The organism is Blautia sp. AF19-10LB (assembly GCF_003461245.1).
In the GTDB taxonomy this organism is placed as follows: domain Bacteria; phylum Bacillota; class Clostridia; order Lachnospirales; family Lachnospiraceae; genus Blautia_A; species Blautia_A intestinihominis.
Genome location: NZ_QTWS01000018.1, coordinates 52,710 through 73,743 on the forward strand (window position 1 = coordinate 52,710; position 21,034 = coordinate 73,743).

The following is a 21,034-nucleotide window of genomic DNA, read 5'->3' on the forward strand; positions in this document are numbered from 1 at the left end:
AGTTTAGCTCAGAAGGGCTTTGCTGTTTATTTCCATATTCCTTTGCTTTTCCGGACGTAATAGTAAAGATCGTTTTCCATCGCCATAACTTTTTCGAGTGGAATACTCTTGAACACTTTCATTTTCATCTTGAATTTGATCCATACAGCTGAGTAAATTCCAAGTACGATAAAGCAGCCACCTGTCAGAAGCCAGATCATCAGACGTTCATGTGGATCACTGGAGATGTTGAGGACCATATATGCGGTTCCGACGATTCCTATTACCGGAAACAGGGCACCGCATGGCACTTTGAAATTTCTCGGTGCATTTGGAAGACGTTTTCTGAAAACCAGCACATCCACATGTGCAAGTATGTACGAGATCATCCAGAATACAGAACCTGCCAGAATAAGGAAGGAGATCATATCCGCGGAACTGTCGCTCAAATATCCGAATATAAGGATTGCCGCACTTACAAACACCTGTCCAAACCACGGAACATTATGTTTGTTTGTCTTTGAAAAGATCTTCGGCATCATATTCATCTTTGCCATTCCCTGACAGATCACAGCAAGTGAGTTAACCGTGGAGTTCTGTGTACTTATTACCGCAAGCGCACCTACCAGCATCATCCAGACTTTTCCGACCTCGCCAAGTACCGCATATCCATAAAGAAGATGCGGTGCTGCTGAATCAGCAAGCTCGCCCCAGTCTACATAATTGTGGAAGCCAAGTACCATGACTGACTGCATGATAAAAATCAGAAACAGACCGATCATCATACCAAGCGGTACATTTCTCTTTGCATTTTTTACTTCTTTTGAGATCGGAATTGCATACTCTGCTCCGATAAACAGCCAGAATGCAACTGCTGTCATAGCCGCAATATCTTTAAAATCTGCATTGAGCACATAAGGCTGCTGTACTTTTACGCCTGTACCCATTCCGATCATTCCGATAAATCCCATCGCAACCAGGGAACCTACCAGCAGAAATGCAACAATATCCTGGATCTTCGCAAACATATCCACGCCGCGAAGATTCGCCAGCAGAATGATCACCGTCATAATGAGTGTGTATACAAAACTCGGAATATGACCTCCCACTACATCTGCCAGTGAAAAGGAAAAGATTGACGCTTCTACTCCACAGGACATTGTATTACAGATTATGTAGCCGCCAACCATCGATATCAGTGTCGGAAAAGGACCAAGTGCCGCAAGTGTGTACTGTGCAAGTCCACCTGTCGTGTTTGGCATAAGTGCATTGAGTTCTGACAATGATGCAACCGTAGTCATATTAAGCAGCATGGCAATTGCCATCGCAAGTATAAACGTTACTCCAAGTGTACCGGCACCATTTCCAAGTGATACCAGACAGCTGGTCGCCACAACAAGTCCGACTGAAATAGAGACTACGTTCCCCAGACCTAATTTTTTTTCATTCATAAGCAACTCCTCTTGTGTTTAAAGAGCTTTGACGCCCTCATCTCCTGTACGGACTCTGATCACATTGTCGATATCATATATGAAGATCTTGCCATCGCCGATATGCCCTGTGTAGAGTTCCTTTTTGATGATATCAACGATCTTATCTACTTTCTCCGCTTCCACTACGATATTGATCTGCTGTTTCGGAAGCAGTTCCATCACTTCATTGCGCTCAACCTCGTATTCCGGAGTTCCCATCTCAATTCCACATCCAAGCACCTGCATGACAGTTGCACCTCTTACACCAACCTTGCTGAGATTCTGGATCAGATCTGTGAGTTTTGACATTCCGGTGATCACTTCAATCTTTACTATTCCACTCATATACGGTTCCTCCCTGTAATTTCCTGCAATTTTCTATACTGCTCAATCGTTATACCTGCATAATTCTTAAATCCCTTCATCATATGCGCCTCGTCATAATATCCGCACTCAAGTGCAAGCTCATCATAACGCATATTTCCGGTTTTTAACTTTTCCAGAAGAATCTGAAATCTTATATACTGTGCAAACTGTTTTGGAGATATACTATGATAATTCTTGAATACTCTCCTGAGATAACATGCTGAATAATTCGTCTCATCTACAAGCTCATTCATACTCACACAGCCTTTTGCACGGGTGATCCTGCTTACCAGATACTCATTGATCTTTTCCTTATCTGAAAGATCAGGTCTTCCATAGACAAGGGTTTCATAAGCCTCTTTGAAGATCCTGCTTCTGTCAACAATGTTGTCGGCAAGTGCGATCTTTTCCGTAAGGTTTTCCCCAAAGATATTACCATCAATTTCCACATCGTTATTTACAAGCATGTCCATCGTCAGGTCCTTCGGAAGAATTCCCTGTCCCGGCTGAAATCTGACGCCGAAACACAGATCCGCATCTCCCAAGTTCCAGTCTTTTACACTAAATACCGTTCCACTTATATAGGTCGTAACCTTGTCACTTCCTATATTGAAAAGCAGATCAATACTTCCATCCGGGACTGCTTTCAGCTCATGTGTTTTTCCCTGTCCAAGTGAAAATTCATAAAAATGAGAAATTCCAAGCTGTGGACAGTTCAGCTTCTTGAGTTCATCGACTCCTAATTCTATGTATAACTGACGTGGATTAATGATCGTAGTATCTCTTCTCATAGTTAATCTCCTTTTTTAAAGAGAGTTATAACTAGTGAAGTTCAGGTTCGTCCCACAGATGAAGTTTTACGCCTATTCCAAGTTCCAGTGCTCTCTTGTAGACAGTTTCACCCCAGGCAATGTCTTCTACAGGCATGCCTCCAACGGAATAGATGATCCTCTGTTTGTCATTTTCTCTTCCTGCAAGCTTTCCAGTTATAACATCCGCAACATCTATTATTTCATCTCTGGTGATTTTTTTATCATGCAGAAGATCCATGAACTTACATCCTACGATCTGTACCGGGTCATAGCTTGGATATGGATACTCTTCAGCCCATGCTTCGTACAGTTTATAGTTATCTACAACCAGCTTCGTATTTTTATCAAGGTAAAAACTCTCATCAAATCTGGCTGCTGACGGCATACACACAAGAGCACCTTCCTTGATCCATTTTTCATCAATATACGGGAATAAGATCTCTTTATCTCCAACACAGGTAGTTGTGCTGATGATATCGCTGTCCCTGATGGCTTCTTCCATTGTCTCACAGACTGTGATCGTTTTGATCTGTGGAAACTCTTTCTTCACATATTCAACAAAGGAATCAATGGATCTTTGACCACGGCCTTTGATCTTTACAGTGTCGATCTTCGGGCAGACACTTATGAATGCTGCCAGTGATGTTTTTCCCATGACGCCCGGTCCTACGATCGTTACAACTTTGGAATCTTTTCTTGCAAGATATTTAGCTCCGACTCCTGGAATCGCACCTGTTCTGTATGCACTCAGAAGGTTCGCCGACATCAGTGCAAGCGGTTCTCCTGTATCTTTGTCGTTGAGCATCATCATAAGGATGGAACGTGGAAGACCTTTTTTCTTGTTTTCGGTGTTTGAACCATACCATTTCATACCTGCCATCTGGAAATTGCCTCCCAGATATGCCGGCATTGCCATGAAACGTCTGTCTTCACCATTTTTCGGCATTCCTTCGAATTCCGGATTGTCCGGGAAAGTAACCATACATCCGTGTGAGTTGTGGTTTTCACCACCCATTACGTAGTCACCTTTTTTGAGTGTGACCATCATGTCTTCCATGACTTCCACACATTTTCCCATGTCCTTGACACCGGCTTTGATCATATCCGGCTCACTTAAATATAAAAAATCAATCTTTGCACTCATTTTTTCTCCTCCATTCTATGTCTACATATGCATGTCGGAGAATCATCACCAATGAAAAAAGGCGCCAACAGATTCACTGTTGACGCCCTTGTCACGCACATATAGTAACATATTTTATTTTCGTAGTCCATATTACTAAAAAAGTTTCTCAATTATTTTTTTATGATTGTATACCTTAATCCTGTTGATTGTATTGTAAAAAACGATACAGCATCTTTATCTGCAAGGCTTAAATCTGTCATAGCGAAGTGCGCTGATATCTACGACTGTTTTTTCGCCTCTTACCATCTGGCTTAACATGAGTCCGACTGCAGGTGCAGTTCCGAATCCATGTCCTGTAAATCCACATGCAAGAATCAGTCCAGGTGCCTCCTCTACAGGGCTCAAAAATGGTACTCCATCGAAAGCTTCATCCAGCCATCCGCACCAGCTTCTTACGATCTTGGCATCACGCAGTGCCGGAATGTAACCCTGGATCGCTCGACAGCTTGCTGAAAGTGTCATTGAGTTTGTGATCATTCTGGATGGGTCTGCGATATTTGTAGACGGGTCTACCATCTCGTCGACTGTCTCCCAGCCTGAGTCTGAACCAAACACAAAGGATCCATGTTTTGTCTGATGTCCGTAAAAATCTGCCGACGCGCATCCAAACATTACATCGATCATATGTGGCTGCATTTCTGTTACAAGACATTCGTCGATCAGTCGTGTCATTGGAACATCGACTCCGACTGTTCTTGCGATCGCCCTGCTTTCATATCCCGCAACAAGGATGATCGTCTCACCTTCAAATACAGTTCCATCGTTCAGGATTACTTTTCTTACTTTTCCTTTTATCTTCTGCAGGCTTTTTACCGGTGCTTCTGTGTAGAATTTTACGCCCAGTTCAAGTGCTCTTTTATAGTATCCGAGAGTGGTTGTAAGCGGGTTTGCATGTCCGTCTGTCGGACACCAGCTTGCACCGATCACATCGTCAGAAAGATATGGGCAGATTTCTTTTACTTCTTTCTGATCGACCATTCTTACATCAAGACCTACAGATTTTGCGGAGTTTGCAAGAGCTTCCAGTTTTTTCATATGCTCCGGAGTTTTTCCCATTCTGAGATTTCCTTTCTGGGTATACTCTGTATCTACTCCGAGTTCTTCTGACAATGTCGGCCACAGATTCTGGATTCCATACATCGCATATGGAAGTTCTCTTACATCTCTTCCTGACTGACGGACACCACCGCCATTTCTTGATGAACCGCCATGTCCGATACTGTTTGTTGCCTCTAATACAATGACTGACTTTATGCCGCTTTTTGCAAGGTAATATGCTGCTGCACATCCATTTACTCCACCACCGATAATTACAACATCTGCTACATTACTCATCATCGTCACCTCCGTCTTCTGCAAGTATGCACATCTCGATTGGTCTCATTGGAGCCCGCGAACTTGCCGGAACGACTTCCGCCGGAGATACTTTTAACTCACTTGCAATGATTCCTTTTACTAATTTTCCGCAGGTCTGTCCCTGACATAATCCCATTCCGGAACGGAGATATCTGCGCATCTCTTCCAATGTAAAAATACCTTCGTGTACTGCTTTTCGGATCTGTCCTTTTGTGACTTCTTCGCATCTGCAGACCAGGAGGTTATCATCCGGTCCTTCCACAAAAGGTCCTATTTCTTTTAATTTTGCCTGAATATCAACCATGATCTAACCTCCTAAGCTTCTTTTTTATAGAATCTTGCTTTCATTACCATATCATTTGGAACTTTGATCGTAAGCAGATACGTATGATCAAATGCTGGTGCTGTTCTTATTTTTGTTACCTCTGCCTCGCATACATATTTTCCATTTCTTCCAAGTGCCACGCCTTTGTCTCCGACTTCCGGAAGTGGAAGGAATTCATATGGCATTGTGACTTCTCCATATCCTTCTTCTACATCTTCTTCCACAAGGAAAATAGACTGACCGGAGCAGGAAGCTACGCACATTCCACAGCCGATGCATTTTTTGTCCGGATCGATTGCCGGAAGAGATGTGATATTTTTTCCGATCCTGATGCAGCCTTTTTTGCAGGCATCCTGACATGGGTTGCATGGAATATTCTGCGTACACTCGATGACCGGATGAATCCCTTTCTGATGTGTCACGCCTGGAAATCTCTCGATCTCATCATCTGCCACATATCCTTTGTTCAGAAGGTTCATGGAAACGTCGATGCCTTCCTCTGTTTTTTCAACGAGTTTTCCTCTGTTCTTTGGTGCAAACATTCCCTGACGCAGAGTATCAAGCTGACCTTCCAGTTCATCAATCCTTGCATCTCTTTCTTCCTCTGTCATGTATCCAAGATAACATGCAATGGATGCGCCAGACATTCTTCCCTCGATCATAGCGGAACTTGCTTCTTCAATTCCTGAAACATCACCTGCCGCATAGATTCCCGGAACACTTGTAGCTCCGTATTTGTCGCATACCGGAACGTGTCCGCCTTTTGTATCATTCATCCTGACCTCAGCCTGTTTCAGAAGCTGTGACATTGGTGATAAACCAACTGCCAGACAAACTGTATCCACGTCGAAATGTTTTTCTGTTCCAGGAATGATCTTCCAGTCCGGACCAACCTGTCCGATCACAACGCCTGTTACGTAGTCATCTCCCTCAACTCTTATGATCGTATGGGAAAGATAGAATGGAACTCCGCATCTTGCTACTTTTGCGGCATGAACGCCATATCCACCGACTCTCGGTGCGGCATCCGCAAGTGCAACGACTTCGCATCCTGCCTGCATGAGCTGATAACTTACAACAAGTCCGACGTTTCCTGAACCAAGCATCAGAATTCTGTTTCCTGGTTTGATATGGTGAAGGTTCATCATTGTCTGTGCGGCTCCGGCTCCGATGACACCAGGTTTTGTCCAGCCTTCGAAGTTTACCATGTTTTCGCTTGCGCCTGTTGCAACAAGGACTGCATCGCCTTTGTAATGTTTTACTTTATCTCCGACTTTGACGGTTACTTCTTTCTCCGGATATAAACCAACTACTGTCGCATTTAAGACTACTTCTACTCCGTATTCCTCAGCCTCAGCAAGAAGTTCCTGTCCGATCTTGAATCCTCTTACTTTTGCTTTATGTTCTTTTGAACCGAAGAACTTGTGGATCTGTTTAAAAAGCTGTCCGCCCGGTTTTGCGTTTTCATCAAATACAATTGGTTTTAAACCTTTTTTGGCAGCTTCGATCGCTGCAGATAAACCAGCCGGACCAGCACCAATTACTATCATGTCGTATCGTTCTATCTTCATAATTCCAATCTCCCATCCGTTTATTTTTTACTCCTGCGGTGTTGCTGAAACTCCATACTGTGTCTGCACAACCATTCCTGCTTCAAGCGGCGTGATACATGTTCTGATGTTTGGCTTGCCATCTACGATCATTACACAGTCTGTACATCTTCCTATCGCACAGAACACACCTCGCGGTTCATGTGTCTTCGCCGTATATCGATGCGCCATAACCCCCGCCGCCTTCAACGCTGTAGCGATCGGCTCTCCCTCATATCCTTCCAGTAATTTTCCATCATAGCTGAATGTAACTTTTTTCCTCTTCGGTGTCTCTCCAAGTATTGGGTGATTTTCAATTCTATCCATAGTCTCATCCTCCTATAAATAAAGAAGGCGTCAACGATCTTATCGTTGACGCCTTTGTCTGTCTCAGTTCATTTACTGATTAGACTTTATCATTTAGTTGGGGATTCGTATTGTAAAAAACGATACATGTGGGATAGGGGTGATTTCTAGGTTTCCGGATGAGCAACATAATCTTTCATTTCCTCCATTAACAATGTCTGCATTATCTTGTACATATCACCTATGAGGTGGGGAATTGAAACATCTTTTAGAGATTTAAAATATACTATAGGATTACTTCATTTTCATTCGAAAAAGGTGGACTATATACTCCAAGAAATTTTCGCAAGGCTAATAATGTATAACTTTTCTGAATTGATTACCTCGCACGTAGTCATAGAAAAGGGTTCCAGAAAATATGAATATAAAGTCAACTTTTCTGTTGCTGTACATATATGCCGTGATTTCCTGTTAAGTATAAATAACCCACCTGATGTTGAACTGCTCATTGCCAGATATGTACTACCCATTCGCCCCGGGCACTCAAGGCCACGAGAAATGAAAGTCAAACAAGCAATAAGCTTCATGTATAGAATAGCATAAAATATCAAAAAATGTATCAATTTTTGACAAGGGTATTGCTCTTGTCTATTTGTCGTACATTTTTTTGATTTATGTATGGAATTTAATCTGTGACAAGAAAATGAAAAGAGAAGTTAGTATCGAAAAAAGATACCAACTTCTCTCATAATCAGCCTTAACTTAATGCCATTGAGCATTTGCCATGGGCTTTGTCTAGAATCTGAGGGGCTGGAATTCAATCCTGCCCCTCTATATATTCTTTTATCTTAGTACAGCTTCGCACCAGCCGGGATATGGTTATCAACCATGATCAGATGAAGTTCTTCATCCTCTGAATCCTTAAGGTTGTTTACTGCTGAGAGCAGCATACCGCAGGATTCGATTCCCATCATTTTACGTGGCGGCAGATTTGTGATCGCGATCAGGGTCTTGCCTACCAGTTCTTCCGGTTCATAGTATGCATGGATTCCTGAAAGGATCGTGCGGTCTGTACCTGTTCCGTCATCCAGTGTGAACTGAAGGAGCTTTTTGCTCTTCGGAACTGCAACACACTCTTTAACCTTCACTGCACGGAAGTCAGATTTGCTGAATGTGTCGAAATCAACATCTTCTTCAAACAGTGGCTCAACCTTTACATTGGAGAAGTTGATCTTCTCGTTTGGTGTGAAGAATCCGTTGCTGTCGTTCGCTGCTACCTCTGCAGTATCGCCTGCTTTGGATGCATTCTTGTCGGAGTCAAGGCTCTTCATTGTCGGGAACAGAAGTACGTCTCTGATTGCCTGGCTGTCTGTCAAGAGCATAACCAGGCGGTCGATTCCGTATCCGATACCACCTGTAGGCGGCATACCGATCTCCAGTGCGTTCAGGAAGTCTTCATCTGTGTGGTTTGCTTCCTCATCGCCTGCGTCAGCAAGGGCATCCTGTGCTTTGAAACGCTCTCTCTGATCGATCGGGTCGTTCAACTCGGAGTATGCGTTGCACATTTCCCATGTGTTGATGAAAAGTTCGAAACGCTCTACCTTAGTAGGATCAGAAGGTTTCTTCTTTGTCAGCGGAGAAATCTCGATCGGGTGATCCATAATGAATGTCGGCTGGATCAGCTCTTTCTCACAGTATTCTTCGAAGAAGAGGTTGATGATATCACCTTTCTTATGACGCTCTTCATATTCAATATGATGCTCAGCAGCAAGTTTCTTAGCTGCTTCATCATCTGCTACTTCGTCAAAATCGATTCCTGCATATTTCTTGATCGCATCGTTCATGGTCAGACGCTCAAACGGCTTGCCAAGGTCGATCTCGATACCATTGTAGGAAATCTTTGAGGAACCACAAACCTTCTCAGCCAGATAACGGAACATGGACTCTGTCAGTTCCATCATTCCCTCATAATCTGTATATGCCTGATAAAGCTCCATCAGAGTGAATTCCGGGTTGTGACGGGTATCAACACCCTCGTTACGGAATACACGGCCGATCTCATAAACTCTCTCAAGACCACCAACGATCAGTCTCTTGAGGTAGAGTTCCAGAGAAATACGAAGTTTAACATCTTCGTTCAGTGCATTGTAATGTGTCTCAAACGGTCTTGCAGCGGCACCACCTGCGTTGGAAACCAGCATTGGTGTCTCAACTTCCATGAAGTCGCGTCCTGCAAGGAAGTTACGGATCTCTTTCAGGATCTGGGAACGTTTGATAAATACTTTCTTGCTGTCCTGATTCATGATAAGGTCTACATATCTCTGACGATAACGTGTATCTGTATCTGTCAGTCCGTGGAATTTCTCCGGAAGGATCTGTAAACTCTTGGATAACAGAGTCATTTTCTCTGCGTGGATAGAGATCTCACCAGTTCTTGTTCTGAAAGCAAAACCTTCCAGTCCGAAGATATCACCGATATCAGATTTCTTGAAATCTGCATAAGATTCTTCTCCGATCGCATCTCTTGCTACATAGACCTGAATATTGCCCTGCAGGTCCTGGATATTACAGAAAGAAGCTTTACCCATGACACGCTTGAACATCATACGTCCGGCGATAGCTACATGGATCGGGCTTGCATCCATGATCTCTCTTCTTTCTTCATAGTCCTTCTTGAGAACTTCTCTTGCCTGTGCTTCATCAAGACCTTCCACATCCGGAGTCTCGCGGTCCTTTAAGAGCTCTGCCTCATGTGCTTCGTAGAGTTCTTTTACCTCAAGTGAATGATGTGTCTGGTCAAATTTTGTGATCTGAAACGGGTCCTTGCCATTTGCCTGCAGGTCTGCAAGCTTTTCACGACGAACCTTCAGCAGCTGGTTTGTATCCTGCGTCTTCTGCTCTGCCACTTCTTTGGCCTCCTTCTGTCTTTTGCTTGGTTATTAGATGTTTCTCTGGATCTCCAGAACTTTGTATTTCATGATTCCCATTGGCATTTCTACTTCTACAACATCGCCTGTATGAGCACCGATCAGGGCTTTTCCTACAGGAGACTCGTTGGAGATCTTGCCTTCAAGGCTGTTAGCCTCTGTAGAACCAACAATCTTTAATTCCATATCTTCATCGAATTCATAGTCATGTACTTTGACTTTGCATCCAACATTGATTCTGTCAAGATCAACTTCATCCTCTACAACAACTTCTGCATTCTTGAGGATCTTCTCGATCTCTTCGATACGAGCCTCGATATCTCTCTGCTCGTCCTTTGCAGCATCGTACTCAGCGTTCTCGGAAAGGTCACCCTGTTCTCTCGCTTCTTTGATCTTCTCTGCTACTTCTTTTCTTTTGACAACTTTTAAATCGTGCAGTTCGTCTTCCAGTTTCTTAAGACCTGCATATGTTAATAAATTCTTCTTTTCTTCCATAATCCTTACACCCTTTCAAAATAGACGGATATTCATTGGATATATACTCCCAGAACAATCATACCTCAAAAAGGGCAGACTTATTCTAGGATATTCACAATTCCTGTATTATACCGAAATCCATATGCCTTGTCAAGCGTAAAACAGTTGTATTTCCTGGCGATTTCGGACGTTATTTACCGTTTCTCTTTTTACCTGTTTTCCAGCTCATGATCCAGCAGCTTCTCAAGTTCTTCATAGCTGCTCACCAGATTGGAATCCCGCCTCAGTCCGGCACTGTGTCTCATCCCTGATGTGTACCATGCGATATGCTTACGCATCTCACGGATTCCCGTGAATTCACCTTTCAGTTCGATCTGCATTCTTGCATGGCGGAGGATCATTTCGCGGATCTCATCCCAGGATGGCCGCGGAAGCAGTTCTCCTGTTGTAAAATAATGGTTCATCTCACGGAAGATCCATGGATTTCCTCTCACGGCACGGCCGATCATTATGCCATCGCAGCCTGTTTCTTTTACCAGGGCTTCTGCTTTCTCTGGTGAATCCACATCACCGTTTCCAATGACAGGGATCGATACAGCTTCTTTGATCCTGTGGATCGTATCCCAGTCCGCCTCACCAGCATAGTACTGCTGTCTTGTCCTTCCATGGACTGCAACTGCTGCCGCACCGGAATCTTCGATGATCTTTGCAATCTCTACAGGATCAACAGGATATCCTTCAAATCCAATACGGATCTTCGCTGTGACCGGTTTCTTTACTGCGTGAGAAACTTTGGTCACGATCTCTCGGATCAGATCCGGGTTTTTGAGAAGTGCGGAACCTTCGCCATTATTGACTACCTTCGGAACAGGGCATCCCATGTTGATGTCCAGAATGTCAAACGGCTGCTCCTCAATGCTTTTTGCAACCTCTGCCATCAGATCCGGTTCGCTTCCAAAAATCTGCATGGAAACCGGATGCTCTGCCGGATCGATCTGCATGAGAGAAATTGTATTTTTGTTATGGAAAGAAATCGCCTTCGCGCTGACCATCTCGGTACACAGAAGTCCTGTACCCTGTTCTTTGCATAACAAACGGAATGGCAGGTCTGTCACGCCTGCCATCGGAGCCAGGATAAATGGATTCTGCATTTCAACCTGGCCAATTTTCCACTGCATCTTCATAATTTACTCCTCGTTATCCACATGTTCCACAGATTCTTCCATATCTTCTCCGAGGAAAAATACACGATAGTACATCTCAAGAGATTCCAGGAGCTCTCTCTTCTCTGACTGAAGCTGTTTGATCTTCAGGACACTTCCAATTTCGTCATATCTGAAATCAGAATCCGTCGCTTCTGTCTTGAACTGCAGATTTCCGTTCTCATCAAACTCCAGTGTCAGGATTCCACCGACATCCTCTGTATATAATACACACATGACCTGCAGTTCCTGCTTGATCGTTTCCGGAAGGGATGCAAAATCCTGATTGAAATAATATTTCTGCTCATAGGCACTTGCGCCGCAGAGCACAACATTTTCCTGATACATAAAATATATAACTCCTTATAAATAAAATATCATACGTAACTGTAAAGTCCTCTTACGGAGACTTCTCCTGAGCATACCTTTCGGATCGCGCCGTCTGAGACTTTTACCAGAAGTTCGCCCTCTCTGTCGATTCCGATTGCGATTCCTTCATACGGGTTCAGCTTGTCCAGGATACGCACCGGCTGACTTCTGTTTGCCAGCATTGCATTATAGTCATCAAGCATAAGAGACAGATCACAGGTTTTTACAAACTTCTCGTAGTTCTTCTCGAATTTCTCCATGATCAGCCCGATCACACGGTTTCTGTCGTATTTCTTTCCAGTTTCCAGATAGAGAGAAGTTGCCTTGTCTTTGAGGTCGTCCTGGATCTCCTCCAGATTTACATTGATTCCGATACCAATGATCACCTCTCGGATCTTTCCGTTTTCGAGGCCCATTTCTGTCAGGATCCCGCAGATTTTTTTGCGGGAAACGACAACATCATTCGGCCATTTGATGGAAACTTCGACATCCAGTTCCTTTACTGCCTGCGCCACGCTCAGCCCCATGACAAGTGTCAGCATGGAGGCATACTGTGGCTCAAACTCAGGTCTCAGAAGGATAGACATCATAACAGAACTTCCTTCCGGGGCTGTCCAGCGTCGTCCGAGGCGGCCCTTGCCTGCTGACTGGAATTCGGCAACTGCCAGTGTTCCATGCTCAGCACCTTCTTTGGACATACGCTTGCACCATTCATTTGTAGAATCTGTTTCTTTCGCAAAATGGACGGTTTTGCCCGCCCATTTTGTGTGTATCTCATCTGAAATTGTTTCTTTTGAATATACAGTATTTATCATTTGTTCTCCGGCTCTCCAAGAGTAGCTACCATAACTGCTTTGATCGTATGCATACGGTTCTCAGCCTCGTCAAATACATGGGACTGCTCAGATTCAAATACTTCATCTGTAACTTCCATGTCTGTCAGGTTGAAACGCTCACCCATTTCCTTACCGATCTTTGTCTTGAGGTCATGGAATGCAGGCAGGCAGTGAAGGAAGATTGCTTTTTCTCCGGCGTTTTTCATGACGTCTTTTGTTACTTTGTATGGAGTCAGTTCTCTGATACGCTCTTCCCATACTTCGTCCGGCTCACCCATGGATACCCATACATCTGTGTAGATAACATCTGCATCCTTGGTTCCTGCTTCAACATCCTCTGTCAGAGTGATGCTTCCGCCGGAAGCCTCTGCGTATGTCTTGCAAAGATCTACAAGTTCCTGATTCGGGAAGTATTTCTTTGTTGTGCATGCAACGAAATGCATTCCCAGTTTGGAGCATGCGATCATCAGTGAGTTACCCATGTTGTAACGGGCATCTCCCATGTATACAAGACGACGGCCTTTGAGATCTCCGAAATGCTCACGGATCGTCAGCATGTCAGCCAGCATCTGTGTCGGATGATATTCATTTGTCAGACCATTCCATACCGGAACTCCTGCGTATTTGGCAAGTTCTTCGACGATCTCCTGTCCGAAACCTCTGTATTCGATTCCTTCGTACATTCTTCCGAGAACTCTTGCTGTATCTGCGATGCTCTCTTTCTTGCCGATCTGAGAACCGGTCGGGTCCAGGTATGTACTGCCCATTCCAAGGTCATGAGCAGCTACTTCGAATGCACAACGTGTTCTGGTACTTGTTTTTTCGAAGATCAGGGCAATGTTTTTGCCTTTGTAATATTCATGAAGCTCTCCGGCTTTTTTCTTTGCTTTTAACTCAGCAGCCAGGTCGATCAGGTATGTGATCTCCTCCGGTGTAAAATCTTTGAGTGTCAGAAAATTACGTCCTTTTAAATTCATGATAATCTCTCCTCTTCCTCGTAGTTTCTGTATTTAATTTTGTGATTTTGGTTCTTCTGTGATGATCTCCTTAAGGGAGGAAGCAAGCCCTGCCACCCCCTGGATCTCTGATGGGATGATGATCTTGGTCGCTTTGCCATCGGCTGCTTTGGCGAATGCTTCAAGACTCTTCAGTGTGAGAACTGCCTGGTCTGCACCAGCCTCACGGATCATTCGGATTCCCTCGGCATTTGCTTTCTGAACTTTAAGCACAGCTTCTGCCTGGCCTTCGGCTTCTTTGATCATTTTTTCCTTCTGTGCTTCTGCACGGAGGATCGCAGCCTGTTTCTCTGCTTCAGCATCCAGGATTGCAGATTCCTTGTGACCTTCTGCAACAAGAATCGTGGATTTCTTCTCACCTTCTGCACGAAGGATCGCTTCTCGTCGTTCACGCTCTGCTTTCATCTGTTTCTCCATGGCTTCCTGAATGGCAGCCGGTGGAATGATGTTTTTGAGCTCTACACGGTTTACTTTGATTCCCCATGGGTCTGTCGCAACATCCAGAGAAGCACGCATCTTGGTATTGATCGTCTCACGGGATGTCAGTGTCTCGTCAAGTTCCATGTCACCGATGATATTTCGCAGTGTTGTCGCAGAAAGATTCTCGATCGCCATGATCGGATTTTCCACACCATAAGCGAATAACTTCGGATCTGTGATCTGGAAAAATACAACAGTATCGATCTGCATGGTTACGTTATCCTTGGTGATAACCGGCTGCGGTGGAAAATCTACTACCTGTTCCTTCAGATTGACCCGTCTTGCAACACGGTCGATAAACGGTGTCTTAAAATGGATTCCTGTATTCCAGGTTTCCTTGTAAGCACCAAGACGCTCTACTACCATCGCATATGCCTGCGGCACGATCCGAACACAGGATGCAAGCACCCACAGAACGATCACGATAATAACAACTAAAAAAATAAGTCCGCCCATACTACAATTCCTCCTTACATTTTTTTACGATCAGTTTCACTCCTCGAACTGCTTCGATCTCTACTACTGATTCCTCCGGAATTTTCTCTCCATCGGATTCCGTTCTTGCCATCCATTCGATATCGTTGATACGAACCTGCCCTGTCTGGGACAAATTGTCGATTTTCTGAATGACGACGGCTTTCTTGCCGATCAGGCTATTCACATTTGTTCTGGGAATTCCCCGTTTCATATATCTGACAGCAAGCGGTCTGGTAAAAAACAATAATACCAGGGATACTGCCAGAAACAACAGCCACTGTGTGACAGCACCTGCGCCTGCCCCGGAAGCGATCGCTGCTGCCAGCGCACCTCCTGCAAACCAGACTGTTACCAGCCCCACCGTTGCTGCTTCTATGATCAGAAGAACTGCCAGAATCCCAAGCCACAACAAAAGATCCATAGGCCCTCCTTCCGGCTATAAAATAATACAGCCTTTTAGTTTCTGCGCTGCCTTGCCGCTTCGTACATAAGGATTCCCGCTGCCATAGCTGCGTTGAGTGATTCCACCTGTCCACACATTGGGATCCGGATCAGGCAGTCGGCCGCTTCTGCCGCCTGGTCGGTGAGACCCTTGCCTTCGTTTCCGATGAGAAATGCAGTTCCGCCTTTATAGTCTTCCCTGTCATAAGAATTTTTTCCCTGTAAATGTGCGGCAAAAAAACGGATTCCTCTGTCCTGAAGCTGCTGCTTTAATGATACCACATCTTCTACATATAAAAAAGGGATTCTGTACACAGAACCCATAGTTGCACGGATCACCTTAGGATTCGTGATATCCACACAGGTCTTTGTAAGAAAAACGCCGCTGACTCCTGCGCCTTCGCCGGTTCTTATGATTGTTCCGGCGTTGCCCGGATCCTGAAGATCTTCCAGCACCATGATCAGTGGATTTTTTTCCTTCAGAAGATCCTGCATCTGGTAGGATGGCTGTCTGAGAACTGTAAGGATTCCCTGCGGAGTCTGTGTATCACACATCTGCCGGAAAACACCGTTCTCTACGGATTCCCAGGAAAATCTGCGGACTTTTTCCATGACTTCTTCGTCGTCGAGCATGGATTCTGCCACATAGATCTTGTCGATCAGATTCTCCGGTGCTTCCAGAAACATCTTTCTGCCTTCTGCGACAAAAAGTTTCTGTTCTCGTCTTGCCTTCGCCTTCTGATTTAATTTTATGATATTTTTGACCTGTGTATTCTGTGCACTGGTAATCATAATTTCTCCTTTAATCTGAAACGGAGACCGCCTGACGGTGGCCTCCGCTGTAAAATACACGTTATATTATTTCTTATTGTAATTATGAGAAAGAGAATTACATACCTCCCACATGTACGGAGATACGTCTTTCTGCATGGCAAGAGCTTCGTTGATGTCGAAGTCCATAAATTCACCATGACGATATCCTACAACTCGACAGGATTTGCCTGCAACCAGAAGGTCTACTGCAAGAGCTCCCATCATAGATGCATATACACGGTCTTTACATGTCGGGTTACCACCACGCTGCATGTGTCCAAGAATTGTAGCACGAGTCTCGATACCTGTTGCAGCCTCGATACGTCTTGCCATTGCCTCAGAATGTCCGATACCCTCAGCATTAACGATGATGTGATGTTTCTTTCCTGCTTTACGGCTTGCGATGATGTTGTTGATCAGTTTCTGCTCGTCGTAGTCGTATTTCTCAGGGATCAGAACGTCCTCTGCACCGTTTGCGATACCGCACCACATAGCAAGGTATCCTGCATTACGTCCCATAACCTCGATGATACTGCATCTCTCATGAGAAGTAGAAGTATCACGAACTTTGTCGATTGCTTCCATAGCTGTGTTAACTGCTGTATCGAATCCGATTGTATACTCTGTACAAGCGATATCCAGGTCAATTGTACCAGGAACACCGATAGTGTTGATACCAAGATTAGCCAGCTTCTGTGCACCTGCAAAAGAACCGTCTCCACCGATAACTACCAGTCCATCGATTCCATGTTTCTTACAGATCTCAGCACCTCTCTGCTGTCCTTCCGGTGTACGGAACTCTGCACATCTTGCTGTGTAAAGAATTGTACCGCCTCGTTCGATTGTATCAGATACGTCTCTGGCAGTCATATCAACGATTTCTTCATTCAGAAGACCGTTGTATCCTTTATAAATACCTTTGACATTAAGTCCGCTGCTGAGACCTCTTCTTACAACTGCACGAATTGCAGCGTTCATTCCTGGAGCATCACCACCACTTGTGAGTACGCCGATGGTTTTTATCTGTTTCTCTGCCATGATTCTTTCCTCCATCTCCAGATTCCCATATAATAGGAAATCTTAGTTATCTGTTCTACACATATTCGTTGTATAGTGTAAAGCATTTTTAGAAGTTTTTCAATACTCTTTCCACAACTTTAACATTGGATTCCCCATATTTTTTCTTGAGTTCACTCAGAATTTCTTCGTTGATCCGGATGCAGAAGGCTGCCGGGAGGCGCTTCATTGCTTTGACGTCTTTCAGATAGATGACGACGGCTGAAGTTCCTGAGGCGGATTGCAGGAAACTCTGGAGTTCTGCTTCTGCCGCACTGTACTCTGCTTTATCCTTAAACTGTATCCAGATCTCTCTCGGAATATCCTCAAAAGAATGGACTTTTTCGAGGATCAGTTTACTTGGTCTGTCATCTTCTGCGTTGACGCGGCCCTGGATGAAGACTCTGGCATCATCGGTGATCAGCGTCTGCCATTTCTCGTAATCCCGTGGAAAAACAACGACTTCCACGGTTCCTACAAGGTCTTCCACTGTCAGAAATGCCATGACCTTGTTATTTCTCGTATATTTGATCGTTCTCTCCGTGATCATTCCGCCTATGATAACCTTCTGACCATCATATACCTTCGGGATCCCGCTCTCTTCATCCGGCTGGAAATCAGTTGTTTTGGCAGAGATCATCTTGTCCATGATCCCACGATATCCTTCCAGCGGATGCCCGCTCAGGTAAATTCCAAGAACCTCTTTTTCAAAGGCAAGAACCATCTCTTTGTCATACTCTCCGACATTCGGCATCCGGATCTCGAAATCCTTCTTGTCTTCATCACTGACCAGATCAAAAAGACTCATCTGCCCCGCAAAAGAATTCTTCTTCTCCTGCGCGATACTGTCCACGATCTGACCATAAACATTCATCTTCTGGCGGCGGTTGCCTTCCAGACAGTCCAGTGCTCCGGCCTTGATAAAGTTCTCGATAGCTCTCTTATTGACAATTCCTGTCAGTCTCTCAATGAAATCCTTGAGCGAGCGGTACGTTCCGTTCTTTTCCCTCTCCTCTACGAGAGCATTGATGACCGGACGTCCCACACTCTTGATCGCAGAAAGTCCATAACGGATCGCACCATGGTCGACAGAAAATCCATAAATTCCACAATTCACATCCGGTGGCAGAATGCTGATCCCCATCTGACGGCAGACCTGGATATACTCAGCCACCTTGTTCGGCATTTCTATAACGGATGTCATGAGCGCAGCCATAAATTCCACCGGATAATAATATTTCAGAAAAGCAGTCTGATACGAAACCACCGCATACGCAGCCGCATGCGATTTATTGAACGCATACTTTGCAAAATCGATCATCTCATCGTAGATCTTGTTTGCAACCTGCTCAGAAATACCATTTGCAATACAGCCCGGAACGCCCTCTGCTTCATTTCCATAAACAAAGTTCTGGCGCTCTTTTTCCATTACTGCGGCTTTTTTCTTGGACATCGCACGGCGCACCAGGTCGCTTCGTCCAAGCGTGTAACCTGCCAGATTACGTACGATCTGCATAACCTGCTCCTGATATACGATACAGCCATATGTCGGCTTCAGGATCGGCTCCAGCTGCGGGCAGTCATACTGGATCGTATCCGGATGGTTCTTGCCACGGATATACTGCGGGATAAAATCCATCGGACCCGGACGGTACAGGGAAATTCCCGCGATCACATCCTCAAGACTCTGCGGCTTCAGTTCCTTCATGAAGTTTTTCATGCCCGCACTTTCCAGCTGGAATACACCGTCAGAACGTCCCGTTCCCAGTGAATCAAGTACTTTTTTGTCATTATAATCAATCTGCTGCATATCAAGATGAACACCAGTATCCTGCTCGATCAGATGCACTGCATTCTGGATAACCGTCAAAGTACGAAGTCCCAGGAAATCCATCTTGAGAAGTCCCAGTTCTTCCAGCGTTGTCATCGTAAACTGTGTAACGATCGAACCGTCCTGCGCCCTCGAAAGCGGCACATACTCTGAAACATCCTTCTGGCTGATAACAACACCTGCCGCATGCATGGAAGTATGACGCGGCAGTCCTTCCAGTCTCCTGGCAGTATCGATCAGGTCATGGATCTCCGGCTGGTCCTCATAAGTTTTTTTGAGCTCCGGATTCATCTTAAGAGCCTTGTCGATCGTGATATTCAGCTCCTGCGGGATCATCTTGGCGATCGTATCGACCTGTGCATACGGAAGGTCCATCACACGGCCTACATCACGGATAACACCCCGCGCCGCCAGCGTACCAAAAGTAACGATCTGAACCACGCAGTCATCGCCGTACTTACGGCGAACATAATCAATCACTTCCTGTCGTCTTTCGAAACAGAAATCCACGTCGATATCAGGCATGGAAACTCGTTCCGGATTCAGGAAACGCTCAAACAGAAGGTCATAACGGATCGGGTCAAGCTGTGTGATCCCAAGCGTATAAGCAACCAGGCTTCCTGCCGCAGAGCCACGTCCCGGTCCTACCATAATGTCATGATCTCGCGCATACCGAATAAAATCCCACACGATCAGGAAGTAATCCACGTAACCCATGTTTTTGATCGTGGAAAGCTCGTAATTCAGGCGTTCTTTCAGCTCTTCGGTCACTGGCTGGTAACGCTCTTCCAGCCCTTTGAAACAAAGTTCATTCAGATATTCCCAGGAAGTATATCCCTCCGGAACATCAAATTTTGGCAGTTTGGTGACACCAAACTCAATCTCTACATGACACCTCTCTGCAATCTTATGCGTATTCTCCAGAGCCTCTGTCGCATAAGGAAAAAGCCTTTCCATTTCCTCCGGAGATTTTACATAATACTGCCCGCCATCATATCGCATTCTGTTTTCATCGGACAGTTTCTTACCTGTCTGAAGGCACAGCAGTACATCGTGCGGCTGTGCATCCTCTGCCAGTGTATAATGAACGTCATTGGTCGCAACCAGTTCGATCCCTGTCTCACGGTGCATCTTGAGCAGCTGCTGATTTACATTCTGCTGCTCGGGAATTCCATGATCCTGCAGTTCCAGGAAAAAGTTTCCCTTTCCAAAAATATCCTGGTATCTCAGTGCAGCCGCTTTTGCATCCTCATACATCCCTCTGGTAAGAAATCTCGCCACTTCACCCGCAAGGCAGGCACTCAGAGCGATCAGACCTTCATGATATTTTTCAAGAAGCTGCAGATCCACACGCGGTTTATAATAGAAACCTTCCACGAAACTTTTGGACACGATTTTCATCAGGTTCGCATAGCCCTGGTTATTTTCTGCAAGAAGAACAAGATGGTAATAACGGTCATCTCCGCTCCCGATCTCACGGTCAAAACGGGATCCCGGAGCCACATAAACCTCGCAGCCAAGGATCGGATTGATCCCTGCTGCCCGCGCCGCACGGTAAAAATCGATCACACCATACATAACTCCATGGTCTGTGATCGCAGCACTGTCCATACCAAGTTCCCTGACTCTGTTCACATACTCCTGGATCTTGTTGGAGCCATCCAGAAGGCTGTATTCTGTATGAACATGAAGATGTGTAAAATTCATATTTTTATCCT

The 21,034-nt window shown here is 45.0% G+C and carries 20 protein-coding genes; 1 reads left to right on the plus strand and 19 read right to left on the minus strand.

Translation table 11 applies throughout. The features are described from left to right. Positions 1–26: 26 nt before the first annotated feature. From DWX28_RS10970 to DWX28_RS11005, 8 genes are all read right to left on the minus strand, one after another. Positions 27–1,430 (minus strand): APC family permease, encoded by a 1,404-nt coding sequence (locus tag DWX28_RS10970; protein ID WP_022214643.1) that lies wholly within the window; start codon positions 1,428–1,430, stop codon positions 27–29. A gap of 18 nt (positions 1,431–1,448) precedes the next feature. After that, positions 1,449–1,796 carry a P-II family nitrogen regulator gene (locus DWX28_RS10975; RefSeq protein WP_118252699.1) on the minus strand — a complete coding sequence of 116 codons (348 nt, stop codon included), beginning with the start codon at positions 1,794–1,796 and terminating at the stop codon, positions 1,449–1,451. Next, positions 1,793–2,608, minus strand: a complete 816-nt coding sequence (locus DWX28_RS10980) for a helix-turn-helix domain-containing protein (RefSeq protein ID WP_022214641.1) — start codon at positions 2,606–2,608, stop codon at positions 1,793–1,795. The genes DWX28_RS10975 and DWX28_RS10980 overlap by 4 nt, the downstream gene beginning before the upstream one ends. 31 nt (positions 2,609–2,639) lie before the next feature. Continuing rightward, complete coding sequence (locus DWX28_RS10985; protein ID WP_022214640.1) at positions 2,640–3,773, minus strand: tyramine oxidase subunit B; 1,134 nt, start codon at positions 3,771–3,773, stop codon at positions 2,640–2,642. Between the two features lie 216 nt (positions 3,774–3,989). Beyond that, a complete protein-coding gene (locus DWX28_RS10990; RefSeq protein ID WP_330417654.1) occupies positions 3,990–5,153 on the minus strand; it encodes an NAD(P)/FAD-dependent oxidoreductase in 1,164 nt (387 codons plus the stop codon). Next, a complete protein-coding gene (locus DWX28_RS10995) occupies positions 5,143–5,475 on the minus strand; it encodes a (2Fe-2S)-binding protein (protein WP_022214638.1) in 333 nt (110 codons plus the stop codon). The genes DWX28_RS10990 and DWX28_RS10995 overlap by 11 nt, the downstream gene beginning before the upstream one ends. Positions 5,476–5,486: 11 nt before the next feature. Continuing rightward, positions 5,487–7,067, minus strand: a complete 1,581-nt coding sequence (locus tag DWX28_RS11000) for an FAD-dependent oxidoreductase (protein ID WP_179978688.1) — start codon at positions 7,065–7,067, stop codon at positions 5,487–5,489. Between the two features lie 27 nt (positions 7,068–7,094). Beyond that, positions 7,095–7,412, minus strand: a complete 318-nt coding sequence (locus DWX28_RS11005; protein WP_022214636.1) for a (2Fe-2S)-binding protein — start codon at positions 7,410–7,412, stop codon at positions 7,095–7,097. Between the two features lie 222 nt (positions 7,413–7,634). On the opposite strand from DWX28_RS11005, the gene DWX28_RS20545 reads away from it, so the two are divergent. Further along, the gene (locus tag DWX28_RS20545; RefSeq protein WP_118252701.1) at positions 7,635–7,994 is read left to right on the plus strand and encodes a transposase; all 360 of its coding nucleotides are present in this window, start codon (positions 7,635–7,637) and stop codon (positions 7,992–7,994) included. 245 nt (positions 7,995–8,239) lie between these two features. Here the strand turns inward: DWX28_RS20545 and lysS are convergent, their stop codons facing one another. From lysS to DWX28_RS11065, 11 genes are all read right to left on the minus strand, one after another. Next, complete coding sequence (lysS, locus tag DWX28_RS11015; RefSeq protein WP_118252702.1) at positions 8,240–10,297, minus strand: lysine--tRNA ligase; 2,058 nt, start codon at positions 10,295–10,297, stop codon at positions 8,240–8,242. Between the two features lie 33 nt (positions 10,298–10,330). After that, positions 10,331–10,813, minus strand: a complete 483-nt coding sequence (gene greA, locus DWX28_RS11020; protein WP_022215319.1) for a transcription elongation factor GreA — start codon at positions 10,811–10,813, stop codon at positions 10,331–10,333. 191 nt (positions 10,814–11,004) lie between these two features. Beyond that, entirely contained in the window at positions 11,005–11,973 is a 969-nt protein-coding gene (dusB, locus tag DWX28_RS11025; protein WP_118252719.1) for a tRNA dihydrouridine synthase DusB, read from the minus strand. Between the two features lie 9 nt (positions 11,974–11,982). Beyond that, complete coding sequence (locus tag DWX28_RS11030; RefSeq protein ID WP_022215321.1) at positions 11,983–12,345, minus strand: DUF6145 family protein; 363 nt, start codon at positions 12,343–12,345, stop codon at positions 11,983–11,985. 29 nt (positions 12,346–12,374) lie between these two features. Continuing rightward, the gene (locus DWX28_RS11035; RefSeq protein WP_118252703.1) at positions 12,375–13,181 is read right to left on the minus strand and encodes a biotin--[acetyl-CoA-carboxylase] ligase; all 807 of its coding nucleotides are present in this window, start codon (positions 13,179–13,181) and stop codon (positions 12,375–12,377) included. Next, positions 13,178–14,179, minus strand: a complete 1,002-nt coding sequence (argF, locus tag DWX28_RS11040; protein WP_022215323.1) for an ornithine carbamoyltransferase — start codon at positions 14,177–14,179, stop codon at positions 13,178–13,180. Before argF ends, DWX28_RS11035 begins: the two co-directional genes overlap by 4 nt. Positions 14,180–14,212: 33 nt before the next feature. Next, positions 14,213–15,154 carry an SPFH domain-containing protein gene (locus DWX28_RS11045; RefSeq protein WP_022215324.1) on the minus strand — a complete coding sequence of 314 codons (942 nt, stop codon included), beginning with the start codon at positions 15,152–15,154 and terminating at the stop codon, positions 14,213–14,215. A gap of 1 nt (position 15,155) precedes the next feature. Beyond that, positions 15,156–15,596 (minus strand): NfeD family protein, encoded by a 441-nt coding sequence (locus DWX28_RS11050; protein WP_022215325.1) that lies wholly within the window; start codon positions 15,594–15,596, stop codon positions 15,156–15,158. A 35-nt stretch (positions 15,597–15,631) separates the two neighbouring features. Further along, positions 15,632–16,408: a TrmH family RNA methyltransferase gene (locus DWX28_RS11055; RefSeq protein WP_118252704.1), complete on the minus strand. Its 777-nt coding sequence runs from the start codon at positions 16,406–16,408 to the stop codon at positions 15,632–15,634. Between the two features lie 66 nt (positions 16,409–16,474). Continuing rightward, positions 16,475–17,467, minus strand: a complete 993-nt coding sequence (gene pfkA / locus DWX28_RS11060; protein WP_022215327.1) for a 6-phosphofructokinase — start codon at positions 17,465–17,467, stop codon at positions 16,475–16,477. 88 nt (positions 17,468–17,555) lie between these two features. Next, entirely contained in the window at positions 17,556–21,023 is a 3,468-nt protein-coding gene (locus DWX28_RS11065) for a DNA polymerase III subunit alpha (RefSeq protein ID WP_022213227.1), read from the minus strand. Positions 21,024–21,034 lie beyond the last annotated feature (11 nt).